The sequence below is a fragment of the Steroidobacter gossypii genome (assembly GCF_016801985.1).
Lineage (GTDB): Bacteria > Pseudomonadota > Gammaproteobacteria > Steroidobacterales > Steroidobacteraceae > Steroidobacter > Steroidobacter gossypii.
The window spans coordinates 375429-401789 of record NZ_JAEVLS010000003.1; the positions used below are offsets into that span (position 1 = coordinate 375429).

Here is a 26361-nt window from a genome sequence, read left to right on the forward strand (position 1 = left end):
ATCATGCGCGCCAGCTTGCGATCATCACCGGGCCGTTCCATGGACTTCATCGATCTCAAAACTCAGTACCGCCGAGTCCAGGACTCGGTCAATGCGCGCATTCGCACGGTGCTCGAGCACGGGCAATACATTCTGGGCGCCGAGACGGTCGAGCTGGAGAAGGTGCTGGCCGAGTACGTCGGCGCCAAACATTGCATCGGCGCGTCCAGTGGCACCGATACATTGCTGATCGCGCTGATGGCCTACGGCATCGGGCCCGGCGATGAAGTCATCACTTCGCCATTCACGTTCATCGCCACCGGCGAGATGATCGCGCTGGCGGGCGCGAAGCCGGTGTTCGTCGACATCGACGCGCGTACTTACAACATCGATGCGAAGCTGATCGAAACAGCGATCACGTCTCGGACCAAGGCCATCATGCCGGTGTCTCTGTATGGTCAGTGCGCCGACATGGATGCGATCAACGCCATCGCCCGCAAGCATCGCATTCCGGTCATCGAAGACGCCGCGCAAAGCTTCGGGGCCATGTACAAGGGCAAGCGCTCTTGCGCGGTCTCCGACGTCGGATCGACGTCGTTCTTTCCTTCCAAGCCGCTCGGCGCGTACGGCGACGGCGGCGCGCTGTTTACCGATGACGACAACCTGGCGAAGCTGATGCGCGAGATTCGCGTGCATGGTCAGGATCGTCGCTATCATCACCCGCGCCTGGGCATCAACGGTCGGCTCGATACGCTGCAAGCCGCGGTGCTGCTCGCGAAAATGGAAATCTTCCCCGAGGAAGTCGAGGCGCGCAGCAAGCTCGGCGACCGCTACTCGGCGATGATCGAAGAGGCTTTTGCGAAGGAGAGCGATCCGGCGCGGAAAGTGGTCACGCCGTATGTGGCCCCGGATTGCACCAGCGTGTATGCCCAATACACCATCGAAGTGGCGGATCGCGCCAAGGTCGAACAGGGCATGAAAGCACGCGGCATTCCCACAGCCGTGCATTACCCGGTGCCGCTGCACTTGCAGCCGGTGTTCGCAAGTCTGGGCCAGGGCGCCGGCAGCTTCCCGATCTCCGAAGCCGCCGGTAACCGGGTCATCAGCCTGCCCATGCATCCATACCTTACGGAAGCGCAGCAGGCGGAGGTCGTTCAGGCGCTCAAGGACGTGGTGCTGGGCGGCTGATGCGTCAGGTCATCCTCGATACCGAAACCACCGGCCTGGAGCCCGAACAGGGGCATCGCATCATCGAAATCGGCTGCGTCGAGCTGGTGAATCGGCGCAAGACCGGCCGGACGTTTCATCGTTATCTGCGGCCGGATCGCGAGGTCGATCGCGGCGCCATCCAGGTGCACGGACTCACCAACGAGTTCCTGGCGCAGCAGCCTCGCTTCGCCGACGTGGTCGATGAGTTGATCGAATTCATCAGCGGCGCCGAGCTGATCATTCACAACGCGGCGTTCGACCTGGCCTTCCTGGATGCGGAGCTGAAGCGGCTGCCGGGCCCACGGCGTGAGACACGGAAGATCTGCAATGTGATCGATACGTTGCCTCTTGCGCGCCAGATGCATCCGGGCCAGCGCAACAGCCTCGATGCGCTGTGCAAACGTTACGGCATCGACAACTCACATCGCGAGTTGCACGGGGCGTTGCTCGACGCGCAGATCCTGCTGGAAGTTTATCTCGCGATGACCGGCGGCCAGACGGCGCTGATCCTCGGCGAGGCGAGCGACGCCAGCGCCGATGTCGCCTTCGAGCCCGTGGCGGCGGTGGTTCGTCCGCGTGGATTGCTGCGAGTGGTGCGAGCGTCGGATGATGAGATTGCGGCGCATGAGCGCATGCTGACCATCATCGACAAGAGCAGCGGCGGCAAGACGCTTTGGAAACAATTGGTGCTGCCCGAGATGGCACCAACGCCGGCGCCGACGGCGGCTCCGGTCCCCGCGATGGTCCCGGCGATGAATCCAGCGATGGCCTAGCCCAAAGCATCGCTCATGCTGCAAGCGTACCAGCACCTGTTTCTCGGCCACGCGCCTCGCTGGTACAAACTCGCCATCGTCGTCTTCCTCGTGCTCAATCCAGTGGTGCTGCTGCTGGGCGGAGCGCATGGCGCGACCGTGGCGGGCTGGCTGATATTGCTGGAGTTCATCTTCACGCTGGCGATGGCGTTGAAGTGTTATCCGTTGCAGCCCGGCGGCCTGCTCGCGCTGCAAGCGGTATTGCTGGGGCTGACCCAGCCCGAGTCGGTGTATCAGCACACGCTCACCGCGTTTCCCATCATCCTGCTGCTGATCTTCATGATCGCCGGCATCTTCTTTCTCAAGGAAATGCTGGTGTTTTGTTTCACCAAGCTGCTGCTGAAGGTGCGCTCGAACCTGGCGCTCGCGTTGCTGTTCTGTCTGGTGCCGGCGGTGTTGGCCGCCTTTCTCGACGCGCTCACGGTGCTGGCGGTGGTCATCGCGGTGGCGACGGGGTTCTACGAGGTTTATCACAAGGTTGCTTCGGGCAAGACGCATCAGGATGCGCATGACAGCTCGGCCGATGAGCATGTCGGTGAGCTGCATCGTTCCGATCTCGATGCGTTTCGCGCCGTGTTGCGCGGCCTGCTGATGCATGCCGGCGCGGGAACAGTGCTCGGCGGTGTGATGACTCCGGTGGGCCAACCGCAAAATGTGCTGGTGGCGGAGCAGGCCGACTGGACCTTCATCGAGTTCTTTTTGCAAATGGCGCCGGTGGCGCTGCCGGTGTTCGTAGTCGGCATCCTGACCTGTTTCACGATCGAACGAATGAAATGGTTCGGTTACGGCGTGCGCCTGCCGGATGCGGTCCGTCAGGTGCTCGAAGCGTACGATCGCGATCAGCAGGCGCGGCGCACGCCGCGCGATGTGGCGATCATCGTCGTGCAGGCGATCACGGCGGTGATCCTGGTCTTCGCGCTTGCGTTTCACCTGGCCGAAGTAGGCTTGATCGGCTTGCTGGTGATCGTGCTGGCGACCGCATTTACGGGCGTGACCGAAGAGCAGCGCCTCGGCAAGGCCTTCGAAGCGGCGCTGCCGTTCACCGCGTTGATCGTGGTGTTCTTTGTGATCGTGGCGCAAATCCACGATCAGCATCTGTTCGAGCCGGTGGTGGGCTGGGCGCTGTATCAGCCGGGCGAGGCGCGGGCGGCCATCTTCTATCTGGCGAGCGGCCTGCTGTCCGCGGTCAGCGACAATGTTTTCGTCGCCACCATCTATATCACCGAAGTGAAGGCCGCCTTGCTGGAAGGGGCGATCGGCGCCGCCGAGTTCGGCCGGCTGGCGGTGGCCATCAACACCGGCACCAACATTCCCAGCATCGCCACACCGAACGGCCAGGCGGCGCTATTGTTCCTGCTCACCTCGGCGGTCGCGCCGTTGATCCGCCTTTCCTATGGGCGGATGGTATGGATGGCGTTGCCATACACCATCACCTTGACGCTCAGCGGACTGTGGGCGGTGCTGTACCTGCTCTGACAAGGAATCCGACAGCGGCGCGAACGCTGCCCTTTAGAGCCATGTCTCTATTTCGACAACGGTTCTGTGGCATTCTTGCGCCCTTTGTGGCGTTCAACCCGTTTAGCACTCTCTCAAGGTTGACCTCGGACTGTTATGTCTCAATTTAGTCTGCGCGAATGCAAGCTCGGTGTGATCGGTCTGGGCTACGTCGGCCTGCCGCTGGCGGTGGAGTTCGGCAAGTCGTTCCATACCGTCGGTTTCGATATCAAGGCGGCGCGGGTCGCCGAGCTGAAGAAGGGCCGGGACAGCACGCTGGAAGTGGAGCCGGCCGAGCTCAAGGCCGCCAAGCGGCTCAGCTATACCACCAATGTGAAAGATCTGCGCAGCTGCCAGGTCTATATCGTCACGGTGCCCACGCCCATCGACGGTTACAAGCGACCGGACCTCACGCCCATCGAGCGCGCCAGCGAGCTGATCGGCCAGGTGCTGAAGAAGGGCGACATCGTGGTGTTCGAATCCACCGTGTATCCGGGCTGCACCGAAGAGGTGGCCGTGCCGATCCTCGAGCGCCTGTCGGGCCTGACCTTCAACAAGGATTTCTACGCGGGCTACAGCCCCGAGCGCATCAACCCGGGCGATAAGCAGCATCGACTCACCACCATCAAGAAAATCACTTCCGGCTCGACGCCCGAAGTGGCCGACTTCATCGATGCGCTCTACGGCAGCATCGTCAAGGCGGGCACGCACAAGGCCTCGAGCATTCGCGTGGCCGAGGCGGCCAAAGTGATCGAGAACACGCAGCGCGACGTGAACATCGCGCTGATCAACGAGCTGGCGCTCATCTTCAACCGCCTCGGCATCGACACCGAGGAAGTGCTGGAAGCCGCCGGCACCAAGTGGAACTTCCTGCCGTTCCGCCCGGGCCTGGTGGGCGGCCACTGCATCGGGGTGGATCCGTATTACCTGACGCACAAGGCGCAGGAGATCGGCTATCACCCCGAGATGATCCTGGCCGGCCGCCGCATCAACGACAACATGGCCATTTACGTCGCCGAGCGGATCGCGCAGCTGATGATCAAGAAGCGCATCCACGTGAACGGCTCGCGCATCCTGGTGATGGGCCTGACCTTCAAGGAAAACTGCCCCGACCTGCGCAACTCCAAGGTCGCCGACGTGGTGGCCGAGCTGAAGAAATACGGCGCCAAGGTCGACGTGTTCGACCCCTGGATCGACGCCGAGGAGTGCGAGCACGAATACGGCATCAAGCCCATCCGCAAGCCGCAGCCCGGCAAGTACGACGCCATCGTGCTGGCGGTGGCGCACAAGCAGTTTCGCGAGATGGGGATCCAGCAGATCCGCTCGTTCGCGAAGAAGCCGCATGTTCTCTACGACATCAAGTACGTGTTTGATGCGGATGAGGTCGATGGCCGACTCTGATCTGGTAGCTGGCGGCTGAGTAGTTGGTGGCTCGGTCAAGGAGCGGCTGATCGACGAACTGTCGGCGTGCACGCTCTGGCATGTGCCGTACGGCCTGATGTGACAAGGCTGCGGATCAAGCCGTTGAGCAGGCGCCCGACGTGAGCTATCTCCTCGAGGGTCGCGCCCGCATCGCCGAGCAGCGCCAGGCGATTGATGATCGTGTACTGCGTCTCCAGCTCGGCGAGCGAGCCTCGCGCGACGTACAAGAACTGAAGGAATTCCGCGCGGCTGCGTCGTGCGGAACCTTCGGCGATGTTGCAGGGTATAGAAGCGGCGGCGCGCCGCAGCTGGCTTTGCAAGCCGAAGCGTTCGTCCCTGGGCAGCTGTCGGCTCGCGGCGTAGACTTTGCAGGCCAGCGTCACGGCTTTTTGCCAGGCAACCAGGTCCTTGTGACTGACGATTTTATCCATGCGCGACGAATGTTCGGCGGGCGCGCGGCCTGCGAGGCCGCGACAAAGTAGACATCCGTCGAGTTATTGGCGGCCTTTTATCAATCGACATCGGCTAGGCATGTTATGAAACTCCTTCTCACCGGAGCCGCCGGCTTCATCGGCTTTCACACCGCTCAGATTCTGCTGGCCCGCGGCGACGAGGTCGTCGGGTTGGACAATCTCAACGACTACTACGATGTGTCGTTGAAGCAGGCGAGGCTGGCGATCCTGCAGAAGTCGCCGAACTTCCGATTCGTGAAGCTGGACGTGGCGGATCGTGAAGGCATGGCGGCGCTGTTCAAGCAGGAGAAGTTCCAGCGCGTGATTCATCTCGCCGCGCAGGCCGGCGTGCGCTACTCGATCCAGAATCCGCTGGCCTACATCGACAGCAACGTGGTGGGCTTTGCGAACATTCTGGAGGGCTGCCGCCACAATGGCGTGGAGCATCTGGTGTATGCATCGACCAGCTCGGTGTACGGCGCCAACACGAAGATGCCATTCTCGGTGCACCAGAACGTCGATCATCCGTTGTCGTTCTATGCGGCCACCAAGAAGGCCAACGAGCTGATGGCGCACACTTACGCGCATTTGTATCAGCTGCCGGTGACGGGCCTGCGTTTCTTCACGGTGTATGGTCCCTGGGGCCGCCCCGACATGGCGCTGTTCCTGTTCACCAAGAACATCCTGGCCGGCAAGCCCATCGACGTCTTCAACTACGGCAACCATCGCCGCGATTTCACGTACGTAGACGACATCGCGCAGGGCGTGGTGCGCGCCATGGATCGCGTGGCGCAGCCGAACCCGAACTGGAGCGGCGATGCGCCGGATCCAGGCACCAGCAAGGCGCCTTACCGGCTCTACAACATCGGCAACAACGCGCCGGTGGAGCTGATGCGCTACATCGAGTGCATCGAGACCAACCTGGGCAAGAAGGCCGAGAAAAACCTGCTGCCGCTGCAGGCGGGCGACGTGCCGGATACGTTCGCGGACGTGGCCGATCTGGTGCAGGCCGTGGGCTACAAGCCGGCCACGCCGGTGGAAGAGGGTGTGCGTCGCTTCATCGAGTGGTACGTCGGCTACTACGGCAAGTAGCCGCCCACAAGAGCTTCACCCTGCGTTCTCGGTGAGGTAGCCTCCGGCACCATTGCCGTGCCGAACAGCTACCTCAGGAGGATTTCCCATGACGCCAGCGAACACGACGCCTGAGTGGCAGGCGCTCGAAGCACACGCGGCGAGCATGCGAGATCGGCACCTGCGCGATCTGTTCGCGAGCGATCCACAGCGCGCGGTCAACTTCTCGCGCACCTCCGAGCTCAACCTGCTGTTCGATTTTTCCAGGCAGCGCGTAGACGCCGAAACGTTGCGCCTGCTGATCGCGCTCGCCGATGCGCGCGGCTTGCGCGGCCGCATCGACGCGATGTTCAGCGGCGAAAAAATCAACACCACCGAGAACCGCGCGGTGTTGCACACCGCTTTGCGCAATCGCACCGATCGGCCCATCCTGGTCGACGGTCAGGACGTGATGCCCGAGGTGCGCGCGAGCCTCGAGAAGATGCGCACCTTCGTCGAAGGCATTCACGGCGGCCGCATCCACGGCCACACCGGCAAGACCTTCACCGACATCGTCAACATCGGCATCGGCGGCTCCGATCTCGGCATCGTGATGGCCACCGAGGCGCTCGCCAGATATCGCAACCGCAATCTGCGTCTGCACTGCGTCTCCAACATCGACGGCGTGCAGCTCGGCGATGTGCTGGAAAAAGTCGATGCGGCGCGCACGCTGTTCGTCGTGTGTTCCAAAACATTCTCGACGCTGGAAACGCTCACCAACGCGAAACTGGCGCGGCAATGGATCGTCGATCGGCTGGGCGAGGGCGCGCCGGCGCGGCACTTCGCGGCGGTGTCCACCAACAGCAAGGCCATGGACGCGTTCCTGATTCCGCCGCAGAACCGCTTTACGATGTGGGACTGGGTCGGCGGACGCTATTCGGTGTGGTCGGCCGTGGGCCTGTCGGTGGCGCTGGCGCTCGGCATGGATCAATTCGAGCTGATGCTCGAAGGCGGCCACGAGCTGGACGAGCACTTCCGCAGCGCGCCGTTTGAAAACAATCTGCCGGTGTTGATGGGCCTGCTCGGCGTCTGGAATCGCAACTTCCTCGGGCTCGATTCGCTCGCGGTGCTGCCTTATGACCAGCGACTGCATCGCTTCCCGGCGTACCTGCAACAGCTGGAGATGGAGTCCAACGGCAAGCGCGTGACGTTGCAGGGCGAGGCGCTAAGTTATGACAGCGGCGCGGTGCTGTGGGGCGAGCCGGGCTCGAACGCACAACATTCGTTCTTTCAGTTGTTGCATCAGGGCACGGCGCGCGTGGCGCTGGACTTCATCGCGCCGGTGAATGCCTCGAGCCCATTTCAACAACAGCAAAACCTGGCGCTGGCGAACTGCTTCGCCCAGGCCCAGGCGTTCGCCTTCGGCCAGACCGAGACGCAAGTGCGTCAGGACCTGGAGGCCAAGGGCGTCAGCGAAGCCGAGATCGCTCGGCTCATTCCTCACAAACTGCACACCGGCAACCGCCCCAGCACCGTGATCCTGTTCCCGCGGCTCGGGCCCAAGACCCTCGGCCGCCTGATCTCGCTCTACGAGCACAAGGTGTTCACCCAGAGCGTGATCTGGGGCATCAACGCCTTCGATCAGTGGGGCGTGGAGCTTGGCAAGAAACTGGCGGACTCGCTCACGCCGGCGCTGGAGAAGCCGGCGGACGCGGCGGCGGGAGCTGAACCGGCGCTGAAGAATCTGCTGCAACATGTAGCGAAGTGGCGGGATTAGGCGACAGGGTCACGCCGCGCGCGCCTGGGTTCACCGACGTTTTTTCACGGCTGTTTGCATTAGAATGCGCGCGGGCCTGGCCCGTACGTCTACGTTGTGAGGTTTTGTTTGGTCAAGAAGGCTTTGATCACGGGAATCACCGGCCAGGATGGCGCCTACCTGGCTGAGCTGCTGCTCGGCAAGGGTTACGAGGTGCATGGAATCAAGCGCCGTGCGTCCTCGTTCAACACGGATCGCATCGATCACCTGTACCAGGACCCGCACGAAGCCAACGTCAAGTTGTTCCTGCACTACGGCGATCTCACCGATGCCACCAACTTGATCCGCATCATCCAGCAGGTGCAGCCCGACGAGATCTACAACCTGGCCGCGCAGAGCCACGTCGCCGTGTCGTTCGAGACTCCGGAGTACACGGCAAACTCGGACGCGCTGGGCACGCTGCGCATCCTCGAAGCCATTCGCATCCTCGGGCTGGAGAAGAAGACGCGCTTCTATCAAGCCTCCACCTCCGAGATGTACGGGCAGGTTCAAGAGGTGCCGCAGAAGGAAACGACGCCGTTCTATCCACGCTCGCCCTACGGCGCCGCCAAGGTGTATGGCTACTGGATCACGGTGAACTACCGTGAGGCCTACGGCATCTACGCGTGTAATGGCATCCTGTTCAATCATGAATCGCCGATTCGTGGCGAGACGTTTGTCACTCGCAAGATCACTCGCGGCCTGGCCCGCATCAAGGAAGGCCTGCAGGACGCTGTGTACCTCGGCAATCTTGATTCGCTGCGCGACTGGGGTCACGCCCGCGACTACGTCAAGGCTCAGTGGCTGATGTTGCAGCAGAGCGAGCCGGAGGATTTCGTCATCGCTACGGGCGAACAGCATTCGGTGCGGGAGTTCGTGGAGAAAGCCGGCGCGGTGTTGGGCATGAACATCGAATGGCGCGGGCAGGGCGTGGACGAGCAGGGCGTCGATCTGAGCTCGGGGCGCACCGTCGTGCGCATCGACCGTCGTTACTTCCGGCCGACCGAAGTCGATACGCTGCTCGGCGATCCCAGCAAGGCGCGACAGAAGCTCGGCTGGCGCGCCGAGACGAGCTTCGGGGAGCTGGTGAAAGATATGGTGGAGGCCGACCTGGATGCGGCGCGCCGGGATGCCCTGGTGGCGCGCGAAGGTTTCCGCACCTATCAGCGCCACGAATAACAGGCCATCCGTTTCATGAACAAAGACGCGAGCATCTTCATCGCCGGTCATCGCGGGCTCGTCGGCAGCGCCATCGTGCGTCGACTGCAAGCCGACGGTTATTCCAATCTGCTGTCGCGCTCGCGCGCTGAGTTGGATCTGTGCAATCAGGCCGCGGTGAATGAGTTCTTCGCCAGGCACCGGCCCCAGTACGTGTTCCTGGCCGCCGCCCGCGTCGGCGGCATCCACGCCAACAGCACCTTTCCCGCTGACTTCATCCGCGACAACCTGCAAGTCCAGACCAACGTGATCGACTCGGCCTATCGGCACGGCACGAGCAAGCTGCTGTTCCTGGGCTCCAGCTGCATCTACCCGAAACATGCGCCACAGCCGATGCCGGAGGACTGTCTGCTCAGCGGGCCGCTAGAGCCGACCAACGAGTGGTACGCGGTCGCCAAGATCGCCGGTTTGAAGATGTGCCAGGCCTACCGGCGCCAGTACGGTTTCAACGCCATCTCCATCATGCCGACCAATCTGTATGGGCCCGGCGACAACTTCGATCTGCAAAATTCGCATGTGCTGCCGGCGCTGATCCGGAAGTTTCACGAGGCCAAGGTGCGGGGCGAGCAGGAGGTGGTGGTGTGGGGCACCGGCACGCCGCGACGGGAATTCCTGCACGTCGACGATCTGGCCGACGCATGTTTATTTCTCATGCAGCGCTATGACGGCGAGCAGTTGATCAACGCCGGCTGGGGCGAGGATGTATCGATCCGGGAGCTGGCCGGCATCGTGCAGGACGTCACGGGTTTCCAGGGCGAGCTGCGGCTGGATACATCCAAGCCGGACGGGACTCCGCGCAAACTGCTGGATGTGACAAGGCTCAAGGCGCAGGGCTGGGCGCCAAGAATTCCCTTGCGCGAAGGCATCGCCATGACATATGAATGGTTCCTGAAGCACCAAGCCGATTACCGTCACTGATGCCGTCGCAGTAAAAAGCGCGCGGCAGGCGCTTGCGCGCGCCCACAATCAATCGCATCCCTGCAACGATCTGTGTAAACTTGCCGCCCTCGTCGCAGGGAACACCATTCGTCAAAGCGGCCTTGATGTTTAGATCCAGATTTGCCACCCATCCTCTGCGGTGGGCCGCCATCGCCCTGTGCATGCTGTTCAGCGTCGGTTGGCTGTCGCCTGCGTTCGCGCAGACGCCCAGCGCCGATCAGATCGAAATGTTCCAGAACATGACGCCGGAGCAGCAGCAGGCCATTCTCGAGGCCATGGGCGGCAGCGGCTCATCGTCATCATCGTTCCCCCGTAACAGCGGCGTCCGTTCGGATCGTCGGCTGGAGTTTCCGCAAACCGTCCGCCCGCGTCGCGCCGCCGAGGATGAGGATTCGGAAGCGACCACTGCGACGGGCGCGCCTCGGCCGCGCCGCCTGAAAGGTGGCGATACCGTGCTGCTGACGATGGAAGTCCGGCAGTACAAGCGCCGCGCTCCGGAGATCGAGGAACGTGAGCGCCGCGAGCGGGAGCAGAGCCAGGCAACGATGCCGGGCGGCCGACAGATGCAACTGCCTCAAGGCGCCGGGCAGAACGGCGCGGCGGGCTCTCAGCAGCCCTCGATCGAGCCGCTGGAGCGCTCGCTCGAGGAGATCGGGCGGCTGGACAGCATTCGCGAACGAGTCCTGCGTCGCAATCCATATAAGCTCGACAAGTGGGGCATTTTGAACGTGCCGGAGCTCGGCCCCATCCCACTGGCCGGGCTGACCGCCGAGGAGGCGACGCAACGGCTGGCCTCGGAGTTGAGTCTGGCCGAGTTCATCGTGAGTGTGGTGCAGCTGCCGCTCAAACCGATGGGCACCGAGGCGCTCAAGCCGTTTGGCTACGACCTGTTCGCCGGCACGACTTCGACCTTTGCACCCGCCACCGACGTGCCCGTGCCAGCGGAGTACGTGATCGGCCCCGGCGATGCTTTGCAGGTGCAGCTGATCGGCAGCACCAAGGGCCGCTATTCGCTGGTGGTCGGCCGCGACGGTCAGATCAATTTCCCCGAGCTCGGCCCGATCACGGTCAGCGGCCGACGCTTCGACGACGTGCGTCGCGATCTGGAAGGCCGCGTGCGCGAGCAAATGATCGGCACCCAGGTCAGCGTCAACATGGGCGAGCTGCGCTCCATCCGCGTGTTCGTGCTGGGCGACGCGGAAACGCCGGGCTCTTACACGGTCAGCGGCCTGTCCACCATCACCAATGCGCTGTTCTTCAGCGGCGGTGTGAAGAAGATCGGTTCGTTGCGCAACGTGCAGTTGAAGCGGGCAGGCCGCACGGTCGTCACCCTGGACCTGTACGACCTGCTGCTGAACGGCGACACCAGCAGCGACGTGCGGCTGTTGCCGGGAGACGTGATCTTCATTCCACCGGTGGGCGCGACGGTGGGCCTGGCCGGTGAAGTGCGGCGCCCCGCCATCTATGAATTGAAGAACGAAACCACGACTGCGCAACTGTTGCAGCTGGGCGGCGGTCTGTTGCCCGAAGCGGATCCCACGCTCGCCACCCTGGAACGTGTTAACGAGCAGCGCCAGCGGGTGACCGTGGGGGTGAATCTGGCGTCCGCGGAAGGCAAGAGCCGCACCCTGCAAAGTGGCGATACCTTGCGCGTCCCCTCGATCCGCCCGACCCTGGAAGAGTCGGTGGTGATCTCGGGTCATCTGCATCGACCCGGCGAATATCAATATCGGCCCGGCATGCGCCTGACCGATGTGCTGCCGACGCTGGACGAGCTGCAGCCCAATGCCGATCAGCGCTATATCCTGGTGCGTCGTGAGATACCGAGCGATCGAGGCATTCGCGTGTTCTCGGCCGATCTGGAGCAGGCCCTCAACAATCCCAACAGCGCCGCCAATTTCGAGCTCGCGCCGCGCGATCACATCTACGTTTTCGATCGCGAGTCGGGACGTGATCGCATCATCGAGCCCCTGCTGCGCGAGCTGCGCATGCAATCTCGAATCGACGAGCCGAGCCTGGAAGTGAAGATCGCCGGCAAGGTCAAGGTGCCCGGGACTTATCCGCTCGAGCCGGGAATGCGCGTCACCGACCTGCTGCGCGCGGGTGGCAGTCTCGACGAAGCTGCGTACGGCGCGCAGGCCGAGCTCATGCGCTACGAGGTCGGGAGCAACGGCGCGCGACAAGCCGAATTGATCGAAATCGATTTGCGACAGGCCTTGAACGGCGATCCGTCGGCCAACCTGGCGCTGCGTCCGTTCGACTACCTGGTCATCAAGGAAGTGCCGCAGTGGGCCTCGCAGGAAGAAGTCGAGATTCGCGGCGAAGTTCGTTTCCCCGGGCGCTATCCCATCCACCGCGGTGAAACGCTGCGCTCGGTGATGGCTCGCGCCGGCGGCCTGACGGATCTGGCCTTTGCCGAGGGCGCGGTGTTCACGCGTGAGGAGCTCAAAGAGCGCGAGCGCAAACAGTTGGCGACGCTGGCCACCCGCATGGAGTCGGATCTGGCCCAGGCGTCGCTCATGGCTGCGCAGGAAACCGGCAAGGATGCGGGCCAGGCGCTCGCGGTCGGGCAATCCCTGTTGGCAGGATTGCGCAATGCCAAGCCCGTCGGACGTCTGGTCATCGACCTCAATCGGACCACCGGCGCGCGGCCCGGCTCCGAGCACGACATCGTTCTGAAAGACGGCGATACGTTGCTGATCCCGCGGGTCACGCAGGAAGTCACGGTCATCGGCGAAGTGCAGAGCGCAACCTCGCATCTGTACCGAGCGGAGCTCGGACGTGACGACTACGTGGCTATGAGTGGTGGAGTCACGCCGCGCGCGGATGAGGACCGGGTCTATGTCGTCAGGGCGGATGGCAGCGTGGTGACCCGTTCTGGCGGTGCGTGGTTCAACGGCGGTGGCGTGGCCATCAAGCCTGGCGACACCGTGGTCGTGCCACTGGATACGGAGCGTATGCGCCCGCTGCCTTTCTGGAGCGCGGTCACCTCCATCATTTACAACCTGGCCATCTCGGCGGCCGCCGTGAACTCCTTCTGACGAAGGAGGCGATGAGCATGCATGGCGCGGTGGACGGCACGATCCGTAATACCCAGGGACCTGCCGGTGCACGAGAGGATTCTGTGACGACAGCAGGGCGTGACGAGGTGACGTTGCAGGAATTGATTGCGATCCTGTGGCGGGGTAAATGGGTCATCATCGCCACCACGATCGTGTTCGCGGTCGCGGCGGGCGTGATCGCATCGGTGCTGCCCAAGAAATATACGGCGACCGTCACCGTGTCTCCGGTGAGCAACAAGAGCGGTCGCAGCGACAAGATGGGCTCGCTGGCGTCCTCGCTGGGAGGTTTTGCCGCGATGGCGGGCATCACGCTGGGCGCGGACAACGACAAGGCCGAGACCATCGCGGTGTTGCAGTCGGACGTGCTGACTCAGCAGTACATCGAAGACAACGACCTGTTGCCGGTGCTGTTCGAGAAGAAATGGGACGCCGCCAATCGCAAGTGGCGCACCGATCCGGAGGACACGCCAACGCTGTGGAAAGCGAACGAGTTCTTCGACAAGCGCGTCCGCTCCGTGGTCGAGGATCGCAAGAGCGGAATGGTGACCCTCAAGATCGTCTGGACCGATCCGGAGCTGGCGGCCCGCTGGGCCAATGGCATGATCAAGGTCACCAACGACTACCTGCGCAACAAGGCGATCGTCGAGTCCGAGCGGCACATCGAATATCTGAGCGAGCAGGCCCAGAAGACCGACATCGTGCAGGTGCGCTCGGCAATCTACTCGGTGCTGGAATCGGAGATCCGTAACGTGATGCTGGCTCGAGGCACCGAGGAGTATGCGTTGCGCGTGATCGATCCTGCCTTCGTGCCCGAGCGCAAGACGTCTCCGCAGCGTCTGCAATGGGTTGCCGCCGGCTTCGCGGGTGGTCTGTTCCTTTCAGTGTTGGGCTTGTGCGTACGGCATCTGTTGCGGCCACAAAACCGACCGTTGGATTGATGAAAGCGGATGCTGCAAGCCGGCCCGCCGGCACGCTCTTGATTGGCGCCTGCAGCCAAGGGCGGCGAGTGACGTGAGCGTTGGCAAGAACATCGTCGCCAACTACTCCGGCGCGCTGATCACTGCCGCCAGCCCGATAATCGCCTTGCCTCTGTACCTGGCCAGCCTGGGTACGCAGCAGTGGGGCCTGGTGAGCTTCGCCACCACTCTGGCAACGCTGGTGAGCTTGCTGGAGATCGGCTTGTCCCAGCGCGTGGTTCGCGACCTCACGTTGCTCAGACACCGCGACCTGTCGCAGGCGTCCCGCGTCTGGCCCGGTCTGGTCGCATACTACTGGGGCATGGGTGCGATCGGCGGTGTCGCGCTGGTCGGCACGAGCCAATGGCTGGTCGAGGGCTGGCTGCGGGTACCGGCGGATTTGACGGATGCGGCGCTCGCGACCATCTATTTCGCCGCGGTGCTCGCGCTGACGCAGATACCGAATTCGCTTTACCGTAGCGCCATGCTGGCGAGCGGGCGGCATGTCGCTCTCAATGTCCAGCTTGCGCTGTTTTCGGTGCTGAAGCACGGAATCGGCGTGGTCGTAGTCATGCGCACTCGCGATCTCACGTATCTTTATTTGAGTCACGCGACGATCGGACTGATCGAGCTGGCGGTGCGTGGCTGGTTCGCTGCGCGAGTATTCCGTTTCGCGGGTCCTCGGCTCGGTATCGATTGGCCCGGCGTCCACGCCGTGATGAGACCCGCGGCCAAGCTGGCTATCGCGGTGATCGCCGGGATCATGGCGCTGCAGGTCGACAAGGTGTATCTGAGCCGCCTCGTCAGTTTGCATGATCTCGGTGTGTACAGCGTCGCCGCCGCGATCGCGTATGGTTCATTGCAATTGAGTACGCCGCTGATCTTGTCCGTGGCTCCGACCCTGGCGTTGGCTTCGGTCGATCCGGCCCGGCTGCATGCCTTGTGCAAAAAGCTGCTGGGCGGCGTTTTACTGGTGCTGCTGGCCGCCGCCGTGGGCTATTTGACCATCGGAGAGTGGCTGGTGCAGCTGTGGCTCAACAACGATGCAACCTTCGCCGAGGTTCGCGATGTGTTGCGTCTGTTGCTGGTCGGCAGCGCGTTCAATCTCATCTATCAAGTGAGCTATCAGCGCTGGATCGTGCTGGGCCAGAGCCGCCAGATCTTCGTGGTCAACGTGAGCTCGCTGCTGCTGGCGCTCAGCATGACGCCGTTCCTGATCCATGCCTGGGGCCTGCTCGGCGCGGCGTTTGGCTGGATCGCGAACAATTCGATAGGAATACTCATGAACGTCAGGTGGATGTTGCGCAGGTCATGCCGGGCCTCTTGAAACGTATGTGTGGAACTTTCTTCCCGCGAGTCGGGCGTTAGCACATCATGGCCTGTATCGTTCGCTTGAATGGTGGGTTGGGCAACCAGCTATTTCAATATGCCGTGGGGCGAGCCGTAGCTCACAAGTACGGCTGCGAGCTGCTGCTCGATGCCACGTTATTGAACACTCGTCACGCCTCCATCACGCCGAGAAGCTACGAGCTGACGCCTTTCAAAACCGTCGCTCGGCTGATGAGCGCGGAAGAGTCTGTTCGTGCGGGGCTGCCGACGACGCGTTGGGATCGTTGGCTTGCGCGGTGTGGCGTACGGCTGCGAGGGCGCAAGTACCTCATCGAGCGGGGACCGGGCTACCAGCCGGCAGCGCTGGAGTCAGGCGGCTCCCTGCTATTGGAAGGTTTCTGGCAATCGGAGCGCTATTTTTCTCACATCAGGGAATTGCTGCTCGAGGAGATTTCGACGGTCGATTCTGCACAACTCGCTCGAGCCAGCGAGCAGGTACAGGCAGAACAATCGGTCAGCCTGCACATCCGTCGCGGCGACTATGTCTCGAATCCCGCAGCTCACGCGTTTCATGGTGTGTGCTCCACTGCCTATTACCAGGCCGGGATGGCTTTGCTCGAGCAGCGCGTGAGCCGACCCAGGTACTTTGTATTCACCGACGATCCCCAGTGGGTCGCCGACAACCGGGCGTTGTTCGGGCGGGATCTCACCATTGTTTCTGGAGCGATGCAGTTGCAGCCCCACGAGGAAATGGTGCTGATGAGCCGCTGCCGGCACAATGTCATCGCCAACAGCTCGTTCAGCTGGTGGGGCGCCTGGTTGAACCGCAATCCGGATGCCTGCGTGATCGCGCCCGCCGAGTGGTTTCGCCACGCACCCGATAGGGATGTGGTGCCGACGCGCTGGCAGAGGGTGGGATGAGCTCGCCGACCGTGGCGGTAGTCATTCCTGCCTACAACAGGCCGGACGACCTGCTGCGCGCGTTGCAAAGCGTCGCCGCGCAATCGCGGCCGGCCAACGAGGTTGTGGTCTGCGACGACGGCTCGAAAGAGGATCTGTCCGCGGTCATTGCCGCCTTCGAGTCCCGGTTGCCGCTTCGGTGCGTGCGTATCCCGAACTCCGGTGGCCCGGCACGGCCTCGTAACGTCGCGGTCGAGCACACCAGCAGCGATTGGATTGCGCTGCTCGATGCGGACGACTGGTGGGAGCCCAGCAAACTCGCTGCCGTTTATCCAGCACTCGAACGCTCGGAGGTCGTCTACCATAAGCTGCGGAGCGTGTGCGACGAGCGAGGCTATGGGGTGCACCGGCGCGTCATCGGATGGAATACGCTGTCAGCGCGAGCCGCCTTGTACGACCTGCTGACCATCGGCAACCCGATCCCGGCTTCCTCGGCGCTGGTGCGGCGGGAGTTATATGGGAGGGTGGGGGGCATGCAGCATAGTCCCGCCACGGTCGAGGACTTCGACTTCTGGGCCAAGGTGGCGCTGCACGGGGCACGCTTCGAATTCGTGGATCGGATCCTGGGACATTATCAAATCACGCCCAACAGCCGGAGCTCGACTTTCCTGAGCCACGCCGGCTATTTCCAGGAGATGTTCGCGAGGTACGAGCCGCATTTCGATCCTGCGCAAATAAAGGCCGTCGTGGCGTTCAAGCATTACCTGGTCGGCATTCAATACATGCATGGCAGTGAATGGGTACAAGCCAGAGCGCACCTGGAGCGGGCTGCGGATCTGCGGCTCGCCCGCCAGCGGATCAGCCGACTCGCCAAGCTGCTGCGGGTGAGTCTCCGCATGATGCGCGCCGGAGCGCCGCGATGAACTCGTCACTGGCGTCGATCCTCGAGTCGATCAAGCTCAGGTTGAGCCCGGCTGTCGCCATGCTGCTGCTGGCCGCTTACCTGCTGTGCCTCGCGCCGTTTCTTTCCGATCAGTGGCTGTCGGGTTCGCTGTGGGTGGCGGTGCTCATCGCGATCCTGATCGCCGGCGGGCTGCTGCTGCGAATATACAGGCGCAGCGGCCCGATTCTGTGCGTGCTGATCTTCATGTTCACCTACTATCTCGCACCGCTGCCGTACTTCCTGTGGGACATCCCCATCGTTCCCTACCTGGACAATGTGTCCACCGTATATTTCCTGCGCACCTGGGCGGTGATGGCCGTTTTCCTGGTCTGGCTCGCGCTGTTTTCCGCGCTGACTCAGCAGGAACAGCCCGTCGGCAGCGTGGCGTTGCCGGCGCCCAGCTTGATCCGGGTCCGCAGTATCGGCACGTTCGGCACGTTGTATTGGTTCGTCGTGGCGGCGTTCATCGTGCTCACATTCCGAGGCGAGGCGATCGTCAACGTGAGCGGCCAGGACAATTACGACATCTATATCAGTAATCTCAAGTCGCAAAGTGGCGCGCTCGAGTACTTTCTGGTGCTGATCGTCATCGGCCGTGTCATTTCCGTGACCTGGTTTCAGCGGGCCTGCTATGCCGCCTGCATTGGCTACTACTTCTATTTCTGCTTCACGCGCGGTTACCGCGTGCAGCTGCTCGAGATGACGCTGCTCGTTACGGCTCTGCACTTCGCGCATTGGATGTCTTTTCGTAACGTATTGCTGGGTTCGATCGTCGGCTTCATGCTGCTGCAGGCGTTGGGCTTCATGAAATCGGGCGCCTCGGATCTGCAGAGCCTGTTCACCGTGATGGCGGGAGACCAGGTGCGCTCCAATCAGACCGAGGTGTTCTATACCAGCAACAACGTGTTGAACGCGGTGTTCGACGGGCAGATCCCGTGGTTCGAGCGCGCCACATCGCTGTGGCTGGCTATGCTGGCAAGCTTTCTGCCGGGCAACTGGCTGCCCGAGAACTGGCACAGCACTCTGGCCGCCCAGGACTTGACGCAACTGCCCGGTGGCGGCGGCGGCTTCATCGCCGGCCACTATTATTTCTGGGGCGGGCATTTCGGCGTGATGATCGCCGGATTGCTGATCGCATGTTTGTTTCGTTTGTATGAGCGAGCTCGCTCGCAGCGCATGATGCTACTGTCCATCCTGCTGCTCGCAACCTGCCCGCGCTGGGTTGCGTACGAGCCGATTGCGATGTTTTTCCGGCTCGGTCTGTATTTCATGATCGCTCACGAGGTCATGCGCTTCATCCCAGGGACCTGGCGCAAAGGCAAGCAGGTCGTGCCAGCGACCAGTGGCGCATGAAGTTCTGCTTCTATAGCACGGCGGCGACATTCGGCGGCGGAGAGCGATACCTCGCGCTGCTGATCCCGGAATTGCGCAGGCGTGGGCACGAAGTGGAGCTGGTGACGCTGAAGCACGGCGCACCCGAGGAACTACGCAGCTTGCAGCTGCCGGTCTCGCATTCTGCGGGCCCGGTGATTCGCGTATTCAATGGCGCTGGCACGCTGTTTCGATGGGGACTGCGCCCGGGCATGCAGGGGCCGTCGATCATGGTGCATCACAGCTCGATCGGTGACGATCAAACGATCGCCATCAAGCGCTGGTTGCGTCCACTATTGCTGAAGTTGTTCCTGTTGCGTGTGGATCTGCTCGTGCGAGTGTGCCGCTCCAGCCTGCCCGACGGATTTACTTCCCGTCCGATTGTCACCGTGTACAACGGAGTTGCGCCCATCGAGCACGCGCAACCCACGCCGCGCCACGCCGGCGCACGCTTCAATCTGGCCATGGTCGGTACGGTCAACGAGAACAAGAACCAGCGCGCGGCTATCGATCTGTTGGCGCGCTTGCCCGATCTGTTTCATCTAAAGATCGTGGGTGACGGTCCGGCAGCGTCGGAGCTGAAAGTTCATGCCCAGCGGCTGGGGCTCGACCAGCGCATCACCTGGACGGGGTTCACCCGTGATCCGGCGCGCGAGTTGCACGATTGTCACGCGTTGCTCATGCTCTCGCGCAACGAGGCGCTGCCGTTTGCGGCGCTGGAATGCATGGCGTTGGCGATCCCCGTTGTCTGCTACGCGGTCGGCGGTTTGACTGAGCTGGTGATCGACGGACACAACGGTGCGCTGGTGCCGAAAGGCAACCTGGACGAAATTCGCGCCAGGCTGCTGCAGCTCGCTGATGACGACGCAAGCCGCCTGGCGCTGGCCCGAAACGCGTTGACGACGATACGCGGGCGTTTCAGCGTGGATACGATGACGACGCATTTCATCGAGGCTGCCGAGCGGACTGCCCGAAGCGGCCGCGGACCGGATCTTCTCTTGTAAACAGACAGCCATGAGCTCAAGTCCCCCCTCATTTTTTTTCAAGCTGCTTCATCGACTGGAGAGAGCGGCCGCCCATGCTCAAGGCAAGGGGTATGGAACGGCGACTATCCAGCAAGAAGTCAAGTTGCTGCAAAGCTTTCTCACGGCCGAGCCGAAACTGGCCGTCGACATCGGTGGCAACGTCGGCAGCTATACCGCCGAGCTCAGAAGGCGCAATCCGAATCTGGAGATCCACACATTCGAACCCTCGGCGACCAACCTGAGAAAACTGGCCGAGCGATTCAAACATGATCCGCTGGTCACGCTGATTCCGCTGGCGGTCTCCGATCGTTCCGGGGACGCCGTGCTGTTTTCGAACGAGCCTGGCTCCGGTTTGGGAAGTTTGACTCAACGCAAACTGGACCACCTCAATATTCCATTCGACACCACAGAAACGATCCAGACGATTCGTTTCGAGGATTACTGGCGCAATCGCCTCGACAGTCGAGCACTGGATCTGGTGAAGATCGATATCGAAGGGCATGAGCTGGCTGCTCTCAACGGTTTTGGATCCGCCATCGAGGCGGTCAAGGTGCTGCAGTTCGAGTTCGGCGGCTGCAATATCGATACGCGCACGTACTTCCAGGATTTCTGGTATTTCTTCAAGGATCGCGGCTTCGCGATCTATCGAATCACGCCATTCGGGGCGGAGTCGATTTCCGGATACCGTGAGCTCGATGAGTTTTTTTCCACGACCAACTACATCGCCGTAAAAGCTGCCCGATGACTCCGACAGGCGACTGAGCCGGGGCGGCGTGGCGTCGCAGGACCGCCGCATGTAGAATCGCGCCCGCTATGGCGAACAAGGCATCATGAAAGATTTCATTCGCACCTCCGCGTACCGCATTCGGAATCGCCTGGTGTCGTACTCGGATTGGCGCAGGCGGGGGTACGCGGCGCCCAGTCCGCATCACATCAAGCAGGCCTGCGTGATCAGAAATGGTTTCCCCAACGCAACCTGGGTCGAGACCGGCACCTACTTGGGCGACACCACCCGGTTGCTGTCCAAGCATGGCTCCAAGGTCTACAGCATCGAGCCCGAGCCCACCTTGTTCGCGAATGCCAAGCGGCGTTTCAGCAATGTCGCCAATGTCGAAATCATCAACGGCACGAGCGAAAGTGTTTTCCCGAGCCTGCTGCCAACCATCAGCGGCGACGTGAATTTCTGGCTGGACGGTCATTACTCCGGTGGCATCACGTTTCAGGGGACGCAGACCACCCCGATCGTGGAGGAGCTGAAGGTCATCGCCGAGAACCGCGGGCGATTTGGAAAGTTGTGCGTGCAGGTGGATGACATCCGACTGTTCAATCCCGACTTGCCCGAAGGCGCCGGCTACCCTCCGGTGGACATTCTGGTGCAGTGGGCGAATGAGCAAAAGCTCGGTTGGCACATCGAGCACGACATCTTCGTCGCGAGGGGCTAGATAGCGTGCGCTAGCCGAGCTCTCTATCGCCGACTTCCGGCCCAGTTATCAGTTCGAGGCAAGCGCCCCCGAATGTGCGAAAGAAACGTCAAGTCATGCGACGCGGGCGCGTCGCAGCCAGCGTAGCTCTCATAACAACCACTGGGACCAGGATGCGCTCCATTACAAGAATTCTCGGCGCCGTCACCAAGCCGCAGCACTATGTGTCGCTCGCCAATTCTCATATCTATGGCGATTGGCGCGAGTTTTTCGTCAAGCGCTACGTTCTCGGGAGGGGCGACTACCCATACTCATGCCGCATACGCACTCCGACCGGCCCTGTGGCGTTGACGTTGTACCAGCACGAGGATTGCTTCACGGTTCAGGAGATTTTCGGGCTGGAGTGCTACCGTGCCGACGACGCTCGGGTCGTGGTCGATTTCGGAGCAAACATCGGCGTCAGCGCCGCCTATTTCCTGACGCGTCGTGCCGATGCCCGTGTGTATTGTTTCGAGCCGCTGGCGACAAACATCGAGCGTTTCCGTCGCAACCTCGCGGCGTTCGACGGCCGCTGGACTCTGACCGAAGCGGCTGTAGCCGCCGACGCCGGCACGATCAGCTTTCACGTCGAGCCCACGGGCCGCTACAGCGGCGTGGAGTGCCAGGACGGGGAGTTGCGGCAGTTCCCGTGCGTATCGGCGGAGGCGGTGCTAAGCGACGTCATCGATCGCCATGGAACGATCGATCTCCTGAAGATCGACATCGAAGGCGCGGAGGCGCTGTTCATGCGGGCCCTATCGCCACGTGTGCTGGCGAACATCCGTCGCATCTATATCGAAGGTCAGCAGACGTTTGCCCTGCAGGGCTTCCAGCTGAGTCTTACGGTGAGTGGCGTGCACTGCTACTCGGCTGCATCGTCGCGATAGCCGCGGTCCTACAATGTCTCGATGCGTTCGATCAGCGGCGCCAGTTTCGCGGGCCATGAATGGTTTTCCCGAGCGTAATCGAATCCTGCGCGGCCGATCTGAGAGGCGAGTGTCTGATCATTCCAGAGTTTGGAGAACTGCGCGGCATATTGCTCGGGTGTGTCGGCCAACAGGATGTCGCGGCCCGGATGGGCGGCCAATCCCTCCAATCCGATCGATGAGCTGACCACCGGCAGCCCGAGCGCCATATACTCGAGAATCTTGTTCTGGATGCCGGCGCCGACCCGGATCGGTGCGACCCCGGCACGGGCTTGCCCGACCGCGGCTGCGACGTCCCCGACATTCGCGCAAACCTCGGTGTCAGGGTAGCTGCGCAGGCGCGCGGCATGTTTGCCAGAAATGCGGCCGATGATGCGAAACCGGCAATCGATGGACTTGCGAATCACCGGCATGACGCGTTCGGCAAAGTAGGTGCAGGCATCCAGGTTTTGCACGGACGCCATGTTGCCGATGAACACGATGACGGGTTCGCTCTGACGGCGGTCCTGAAACGGCATGGCGTCCAGGTTGACGCCGTTGGAGCACACCAGGACATGAGCGCGATGGGTGCCATTCAGCAGAAAATCGCGATCCGTGTCCGCCACCAGGGTGACCAGGTCGAATTCGTTCATGACCTCGCGTTCGTATTCGAGCAGGCGTGATGCTTCGACCGCATAGATCGATGCCCGCAGGTGCCGTGCCTTGGACAAGGAGCGCGCGCGTTGGTAGTTCATCGAAATGGCGTCGGTCATCTCCAGAATTGTTGGAATCCTGGCCTGGCGCACATAGTGGCCAGTGCGAATCAGATGAGCGAGACAGCAGTCGAACTCGGGCAGTAACTGCAGGATGCGTTGCCGGAACGCTGTCGATCGGTAGTAGGCGACCTGCAGCGGCACGCGGGTGGGCAACGCGCTCATCACGTTGAGAAAGGAGCGCCATTTGGGCAGGTGGAAACGCTCGATACGAGTGAAGATGCCGTCGGTCGGCAGCGCGGCGTCCATTTCTTCGCGAGTCTCGCAAAGCGACAGCAGCGTCAACTCGTGACGCTGGGCCAATTGTCGGCAGATCTCGTAAATCCGCAGGCGATCGCCACCGATGACCGGATAGGGATATCGAGGTGTGAGCACCAGGATGCGTTTACGAGCCCTCATAGGGTACGCCAGAACTCTCTGATCTCGTTGGTGACAGCGCTGCGTCGGTATCGTTGGGCGCGCTGCAATCCAGCCAGCGCCGCCGCTTGCAGCTTCGACTCGTCGCCCAGCGCGAGCTGCAGCGTCGCACTCATTTGCTCCGCGTTCGCAGGATCGAACAGCCAACCCGTGCCGTCGACCACCTCGGGTAACGAACTGCTGTTGCTGCAGGCGACCGGCGTCCCGCTCGCCATTGCTTCCAGCACGGGAATGCCAAAACCCTCGATCAGCGAAGGGAACACGAAGAGTCGCGCGCGTTGGTACAACTCACGCAGCGCTGTCGCTTCCAGGAACCGCTCGAACACCACGCTGGAAGCGATGTTCAGGTGTGCGGCGAGGCTTTTGAACGCGGCTTGTTGAGATGCTTTGACGCCGACGATTCGCAACGTCAACGCGCTATCTGGCGCGGCCGAACGCAGCTGGGCGAACGCTCGCAGCAGGGTGCTCAGGTTCTTGTGTGGTGCTTCGCCAGAGACGGTCAATAAATATTCCGCTCGCTGCGAAGCCGGCAGCGGTGCGCCGATGAACCATTCATCCGACAGGCTGTTGGGGATGACCTGCACTCGATCCCTGGGCAATCCGAAGCGCTCGCATATTTCTTTACGGCTGAACTCGGACACCGTGATCAGCCGGTGCGCGGACCGGGCGACCCGGGGGACGTTCCACCGCCGATAGATGCGGCCGAGCGTCTGGTAGATGGACGTGGAGCGGGGCACGCGGCGCCAGCTTTCCAGATAGATCAAGTCGTGCACAACCAGTACCAAGCGCACACCGGGCGGCAGATGAATCGGGGCAGTGTTGTAGGGACACACGAGCTGTGTCACGTTGAACTGGCGGCACAGTCCGGGCAGCACGCTTTGCTCCCAGTATGGGAAGAACCCCCAGCCCCTGCGCACCGTATCGGGGCCGCTCTCGGGGAAATTGCCTGGCAGCAGCTTGACGATGCTGCGGTCGGCGGACTCGACGAGGGCGTTAGCGTAGTGCCCCATCCCGCGGAACTCCCCGATCATCCAGCGGGCATCGATTGCAACGGTCATTCGGCGCGCCCGTGCATCTTGCGCGAAGAGAAGTAACGCACCTAGTGAATCACTCGAAGCCCGTATATTGATCGTTTGGGAGCGGGGCGCCGGTGGCCGCGAGTTGTCGGATCCGATGGCTGGTTGCCAGCTGACGTAGATCCAATGTTGGCGCTCTTGACGCAAAATTATGCAGGCCGTCCCCTGAATGTGCAACTCAGCGGGCTATGGGCAAAGCAAGGCGTGCTCGCCGATCAGGTTTGGCCCACCGACCGGTGCTGGCTCTCAGGCCGCCTGCATTTCACCCATCCCGGAGTTCGCAAGCTGGTACGATTTGCGGTTGAGATTTGTCACGAACAAGCGCGCTTTAGATTCGATTCAGTACGTCGCCAGCATGCCCATGTCTATCGAACGATACCCGACCCGGCGCCTCGTCCTTCATGCAACGAGCTGGATACGCGAGACCCGCTCGAGCAGCCGGGCTTGCAGCCAGTGCATCGGCGGACGAACCTGCGAAAGGTTCTGAAGGAGTTGGCCGCTTGAGGCATCTGCTGGTCACTGGTGGCGCTGGCTTCATCGGCGCCAACTTCGTTCACTATTGGCTGCAGCATCATCCGGCAGACCGGGTCGTGGTGCTTGACGCGCTGACCTGCGCCGGCAATCGATCGAATCTGGCCGCCGCGGAAGGCTCGTCTCAGTATCGCTTCGTGATTGGCGATATCTGCGATGCACAGCTGGTCGGCGATCTCATGCGTGACGAAAACATCGACTGCGTGGCGCATTTCGCGGCTGAGTCGCACGTCGACCGATCCATCACTGGGCCCGATGAATTCATTCGAACCAATGTGCTGGGCACTCACGCGCTGCTGAAGAGTGCACGTGCGTTGTGGAGTCTGCAAGGGCGGGTGCGCGCCGATGTGAGATTCCATCATGTCTCGACCGACGAGGTGTATGGCTCGCTCACCTCCGCGGCGCCGGCCTTCACTGAGGCTACGGCTTACCGGCCGAACTCGCCGTACTCGGCCAGCAAGGCGGGCTCCGATCACTTAGTGCGGGCTTATCACCATACCTACGGGTTGCCGGCCACGACCAGCAACTGCTCCAACAATTATGGTCCGTTTCAGCTTCCGGAAAAGCTGATTCCACTCATGCTGGTGCACGCTCTGGAGGGCAAAAAGCTGCCAGTGTACGGGCGCGGCGAAAACGTTCGCGACTGGCTGTACGTCGAAGATCACTGCGCGGCCATCGATGCGATCTTGCAGCGGGGTCGGGTGGGCGAGACATACAACGTGGGCGGCTGCAACGAATGGCGGAATATAGACATCGTCACCCACCTGTGTGCGCTGCTGGATGTCAAATTCAGTGAGGATTCATCGTTGAGGAGTCATTTTCCACGCTGTCCAGCGGCACAGGGGCGACCCGTCAGCGAGCTGATCCAATTCGTCACGGACCGGAAGGGGCACGACTGGCGTTACGCCATCGACGCAACCAAGATCCAGACGGAGTTGCAGTTCACACCTCGGGAACGTTTTGAAACCGGAATAGTAAAAACCGTGAACTGGTATCTGCAGCACGAGTCTTGGTGGCGCGCCGTGTTCGACGGCAGCTACCGGGTCGACTCGGAGCGCAGCGGGTAACACGCGCCAACTGTTTCCAAGTGCCGACAGCGTGACATTTTGCCGCCAAGTTTTGCAGTATACGCTGCGGTACATATTTCTATTTGTATCGCCTGAGCTACAATGCGCCATTCAGGCCGGCGGAAGAGTCGCGAAATAAAGGGCGAGGATGCCAATGCGTGCATTCTTGACAAAAG

General features: G+C 62.0%; 22 protein-coding genes. 19 read left to right on the forward strand and 3 right to left on the reverse strand.

Annotated features, from left to right (window positions below; genetic code table 11):
• Positions 1-39: 39 nt before the first annotated feature.
• From JM946_RS15565 to tviB, 4 genes are all read left to right on the forward strand, one after another.
• Positions 40-1167, forward strand: a complete 1128-nt coding sequence (locus JM946_RS15565) for a DegT/DnrJ/EryC1/StrS family aminotransferase (protein WP_203168622.1) — start codon at positions 40-42, stop codon at positions 1165-1167.
• Positions 1167-1961 carry a DNA polymerase III subunit epsilon gene (gene dnaQ, locus JM946_RS15570; protein WP_203168251.1) on the forward strand — a complete coding sequence of 265 codons (795 nt, stop codon included), beginning with the start codon at positions 1167-1169 and terminating at the stop codon, positions 1959-1961. Before JM946_RS15565 ends, dnaQ begins: the two co-directional genes overlap by 1 nt.
• A gap of 15 nt (positions 1962-1976) precedes the next feature.
• Positions 1977-3476, forward strand: a complete 1500-nt coding sequence (gene nhaB / locus JM946_RS15575; RefSeq protein ID WP_203168259.1) for a sodium/proton antiporter NhaB — start codon at positions 1977-1979, stop codon at positions 3474-3476.
• 135 nt (positions 3477-3611) lie between these two features.
• Positions 3612-4895, forward strand: coding sequence for a Vi polysaccharide biosynthesis UDP-N-acetylglucosamine C-6 dehydrogenase TviB (tviB, locus tag JM946_RS15580; RefSeq protein WP_203168261.1), 1284 nt, complete (start codon positions 3612-3614; stop codon positions 4893-4895).
• 35 nt (positions 4896-4930) lie between these two features.
• Here the strand turns inward: tviB and JM946_RS15585 are convergent, their stop codons facing one another.
• A complete protein-coding gene (locus tag JM946_RS15585) occupies positions 4931-5347 on the reverse strand; it encodes a four helix bundle protein (protein WP_203168263.1) in 417 nt (138 codons plus the stop codon).
• A gap of 105 nt (positions 5348-5452) precedes the next feature.
• On the opposite strand from JM946_RS15585, the gene JM946_RS15590 reads away from it, so the two are divergent.
• The 14 genes from JM946_RS15590 to JM946_RS15655 all read left to right on the forward strand — a co-directional run bounded on the left by JM946_RS15590 (position 5453) and on the right by JM946_RS15655 (position 22303).
• The gene (locus JM946_RS15590; RefSeq protein ID WP_203168265.1) at positions 5453-6460 is read left to right on the forward strand and encodes an NAD-dependent epimerase; all 1008 of its coding nucleotides are present in this window, start codon (positions 5453-5455) and stop codon (positions 6458-6460) included.
• An 88-nt stretch (positions 6461-6548) separates the two neighbouring features.
• The gene (gene pgi / locus JM946_RS15595; protein WP_203168267.1) at positions 6549-8195 is read left to right on the forward strand and encodes a glucose-6-phosphate isomerase; all 1647 of its coding nucleotides are present in this window, start codon (positions 6549-6551) and stop codon (positions 8193-8195) included.
• Positions 8196-8303: 108 nt separating this feature from the next.
• Positions 8304-9392, forward strand: coding sequence for a GDP-mannose 4,6-dehydratase (gmd, locus tag JM946_RS15600; RefSeq protein WP_203168268.1), 1089 nt, complete (start codon positions 8304-8306; stop codon positions 9390-9392).
• Positions 9393-9407: 15 nt separating this feature from the next.
• The gene (gene fcl / locus JM946_RS15605; protein ID WP_203168269.1) at positions 9408-10349 is read left to right on the forward strand and encodes a GDP-L-fucose synthase; all 942 of its coding nucleotides are present in this window, start codon (positions 9408-9410) and stop codon (positions 10347-10349) included.
• A 125-nt stretch (positions 10350-10474) separates the two neighbouring features.
• Entirely contained in the window at positions 10475-13411 is a 2937-nt protein-coding gene (locus JM946_RS15610; RefSeq protein WP_203168270.1) for an SLBB domain-containing protein, read from the forward strand.
• A gap of 83 nt (positions 13412-13494) precedes the next feature.
• Positions 13495-14370, forward strand: coding sequence for a Wzz/FepE/Etk N-terminal domain-containing protein (locus JM946_RS15615; protein WP_218042891.1), 876 nt, complete (start codon positions 13495-13497; stop codon positions 14368-14370).
• A gap of 73 nt (positions 14371-14443) precedes the next feature.
• Complete coding sequence (locus JM946_RS15620; RefSeq protein ID WP_203168272.1) at positions 14444-15715, forward strand: lipopolysaccharide biosynthesis protein; 1272 nt, start codon at positions 14444-14446, stop codon at positions 15713-15715.
• A 47-nt stretch (positions 15716-15762) separates the two neighbouring features.
• Positions 15763-16638 carry an alpha-1,2-fucosyltransferase gene (locus JM946_RS15625; RefSeq protein ID WP_203168273.1) on the forward strand — a complete coding sequence of 292 codons (876 nt, stop codon included), beginning with the start codon at positions 15763-15765 and terminating at the stop codon, positions 16636-16638.
• The gene (locus JM946_RS15630; RefSeq protein ID WP_203168274.1) at positions 16635-17540 is read left to right on the forward strand and encodes a glycosyltransferase family 2 protein; all 906 of its coding nucleotides are present in this window, start codon (positions 16635-16637) and stop codon (positions 17538-17540) included. The genes JM946_RS15625 and JM946_RS15630 overlap by 4 nt, the downstream gene beginning before the upstream one ends.
• Complete coding sequence (locus JM946_RS15635) at positions 17537-18913, forward strand: hypothetical protein (RefSeq protein WP_203168275.1); 1377 nt, start codon at positions 17537-17539, stop codon at positions 18911-18913. The genes JM946_RS15630 and JM946_RS15635 overlap by 4 nt, the downstream gene beginning before the upstream one ends.
• Positions 18910-19935, forward strand: a complete 1026-nt coding sequence (locus tag JM946_RS15640; protein ID WP_203168276.1) for a glycosyltransferase family 4 protein — start codon at positions 18910-18912, stop codon at positions 19933-19935. The genes JM946_RS15635 and JM946_RS15640 overlap by 4 nt, the downstream gene beginning before the upstream one ends.
• Before the next feature lie 10 nt (positions 19936-19945).
• On the forward strand, positions 19946-20701 hold the full coding sequence (locus tag JM946_RS15645; protein WP_203168277.1) for an FkbM family methyltransferase: 756 nt from the start codon (positions 19946-19948) through the stop codon (positions 20699-20701).
• Positions 20702-20786: 85 nt separating this feature from the next.
• Entirely contained in the window at positions 20787-21398 is a 612-nt protein-coding gene (locus tag JM946_RS15650) for a hypothetical protein (protein ID WP_203168278.1), read from the forward strand.
• Between the two features lie 152 nt (positions 21399-21550).
• On the forward strand, positions 21551-22303 hold the full coding sequence (locus tag JM946_RS15655) for an FkbM family methyltransferase (RefSeq protein WP_203168279.1): 753 nt from the start codon (positions 21551-21553) through the stop codon (positions 22301-22303).
• Positions 22304-22311: 8 nt separating this feature from the next.
• Here JM946_RS15655 and JM946_RS15660 read toward each other — a convergent pair whose 3' ends face one another.
• Positions 22312-23493 carry a glycosyltransferase family 4 protein gene (locus tag JM946_RS15660; RefSeq protein ID WP_203168280.1) on the reverse strand — a complete coding sequence of 394 codons (1182 nt, stop codon included), beginning with the start codon at positions 23491-23493 and terminating at the stop codon, positions 22312-22314.
• Entirely contained in the window at positions 23490-24569 is a 1080-nt protein-coding gene (locus JM946_RS15665) for a glycosyltransferase family 4 protein (RefSeq protein WP_203168281.1), read from the reverse strand. The genes JM946_RS15660 and JM946_RS15665 overlap by 4 nt, the downstream gene beginning before the upstream one ends.
• 518 nt (positions 24570-25087) lie before the next feature.
• Here JM946_RS15665 and rfbB point away from each other — a divergent pair.
• The gene (rfbB, locus tag JM946_RS15670) at positions 25088-26185 is read left to right on the forward strand and encodes a dTDP-glucose 4,6-dehydratase (protein ID WP_203168282.1); all 1098 of its coding nucleotides are present in this window, start codon (positions 25088-25090) and stop codon (positions 26183-26185) included.
• The last annotated feature ends 176 nt before the right edge of the window (positions 26186-26361 follow it).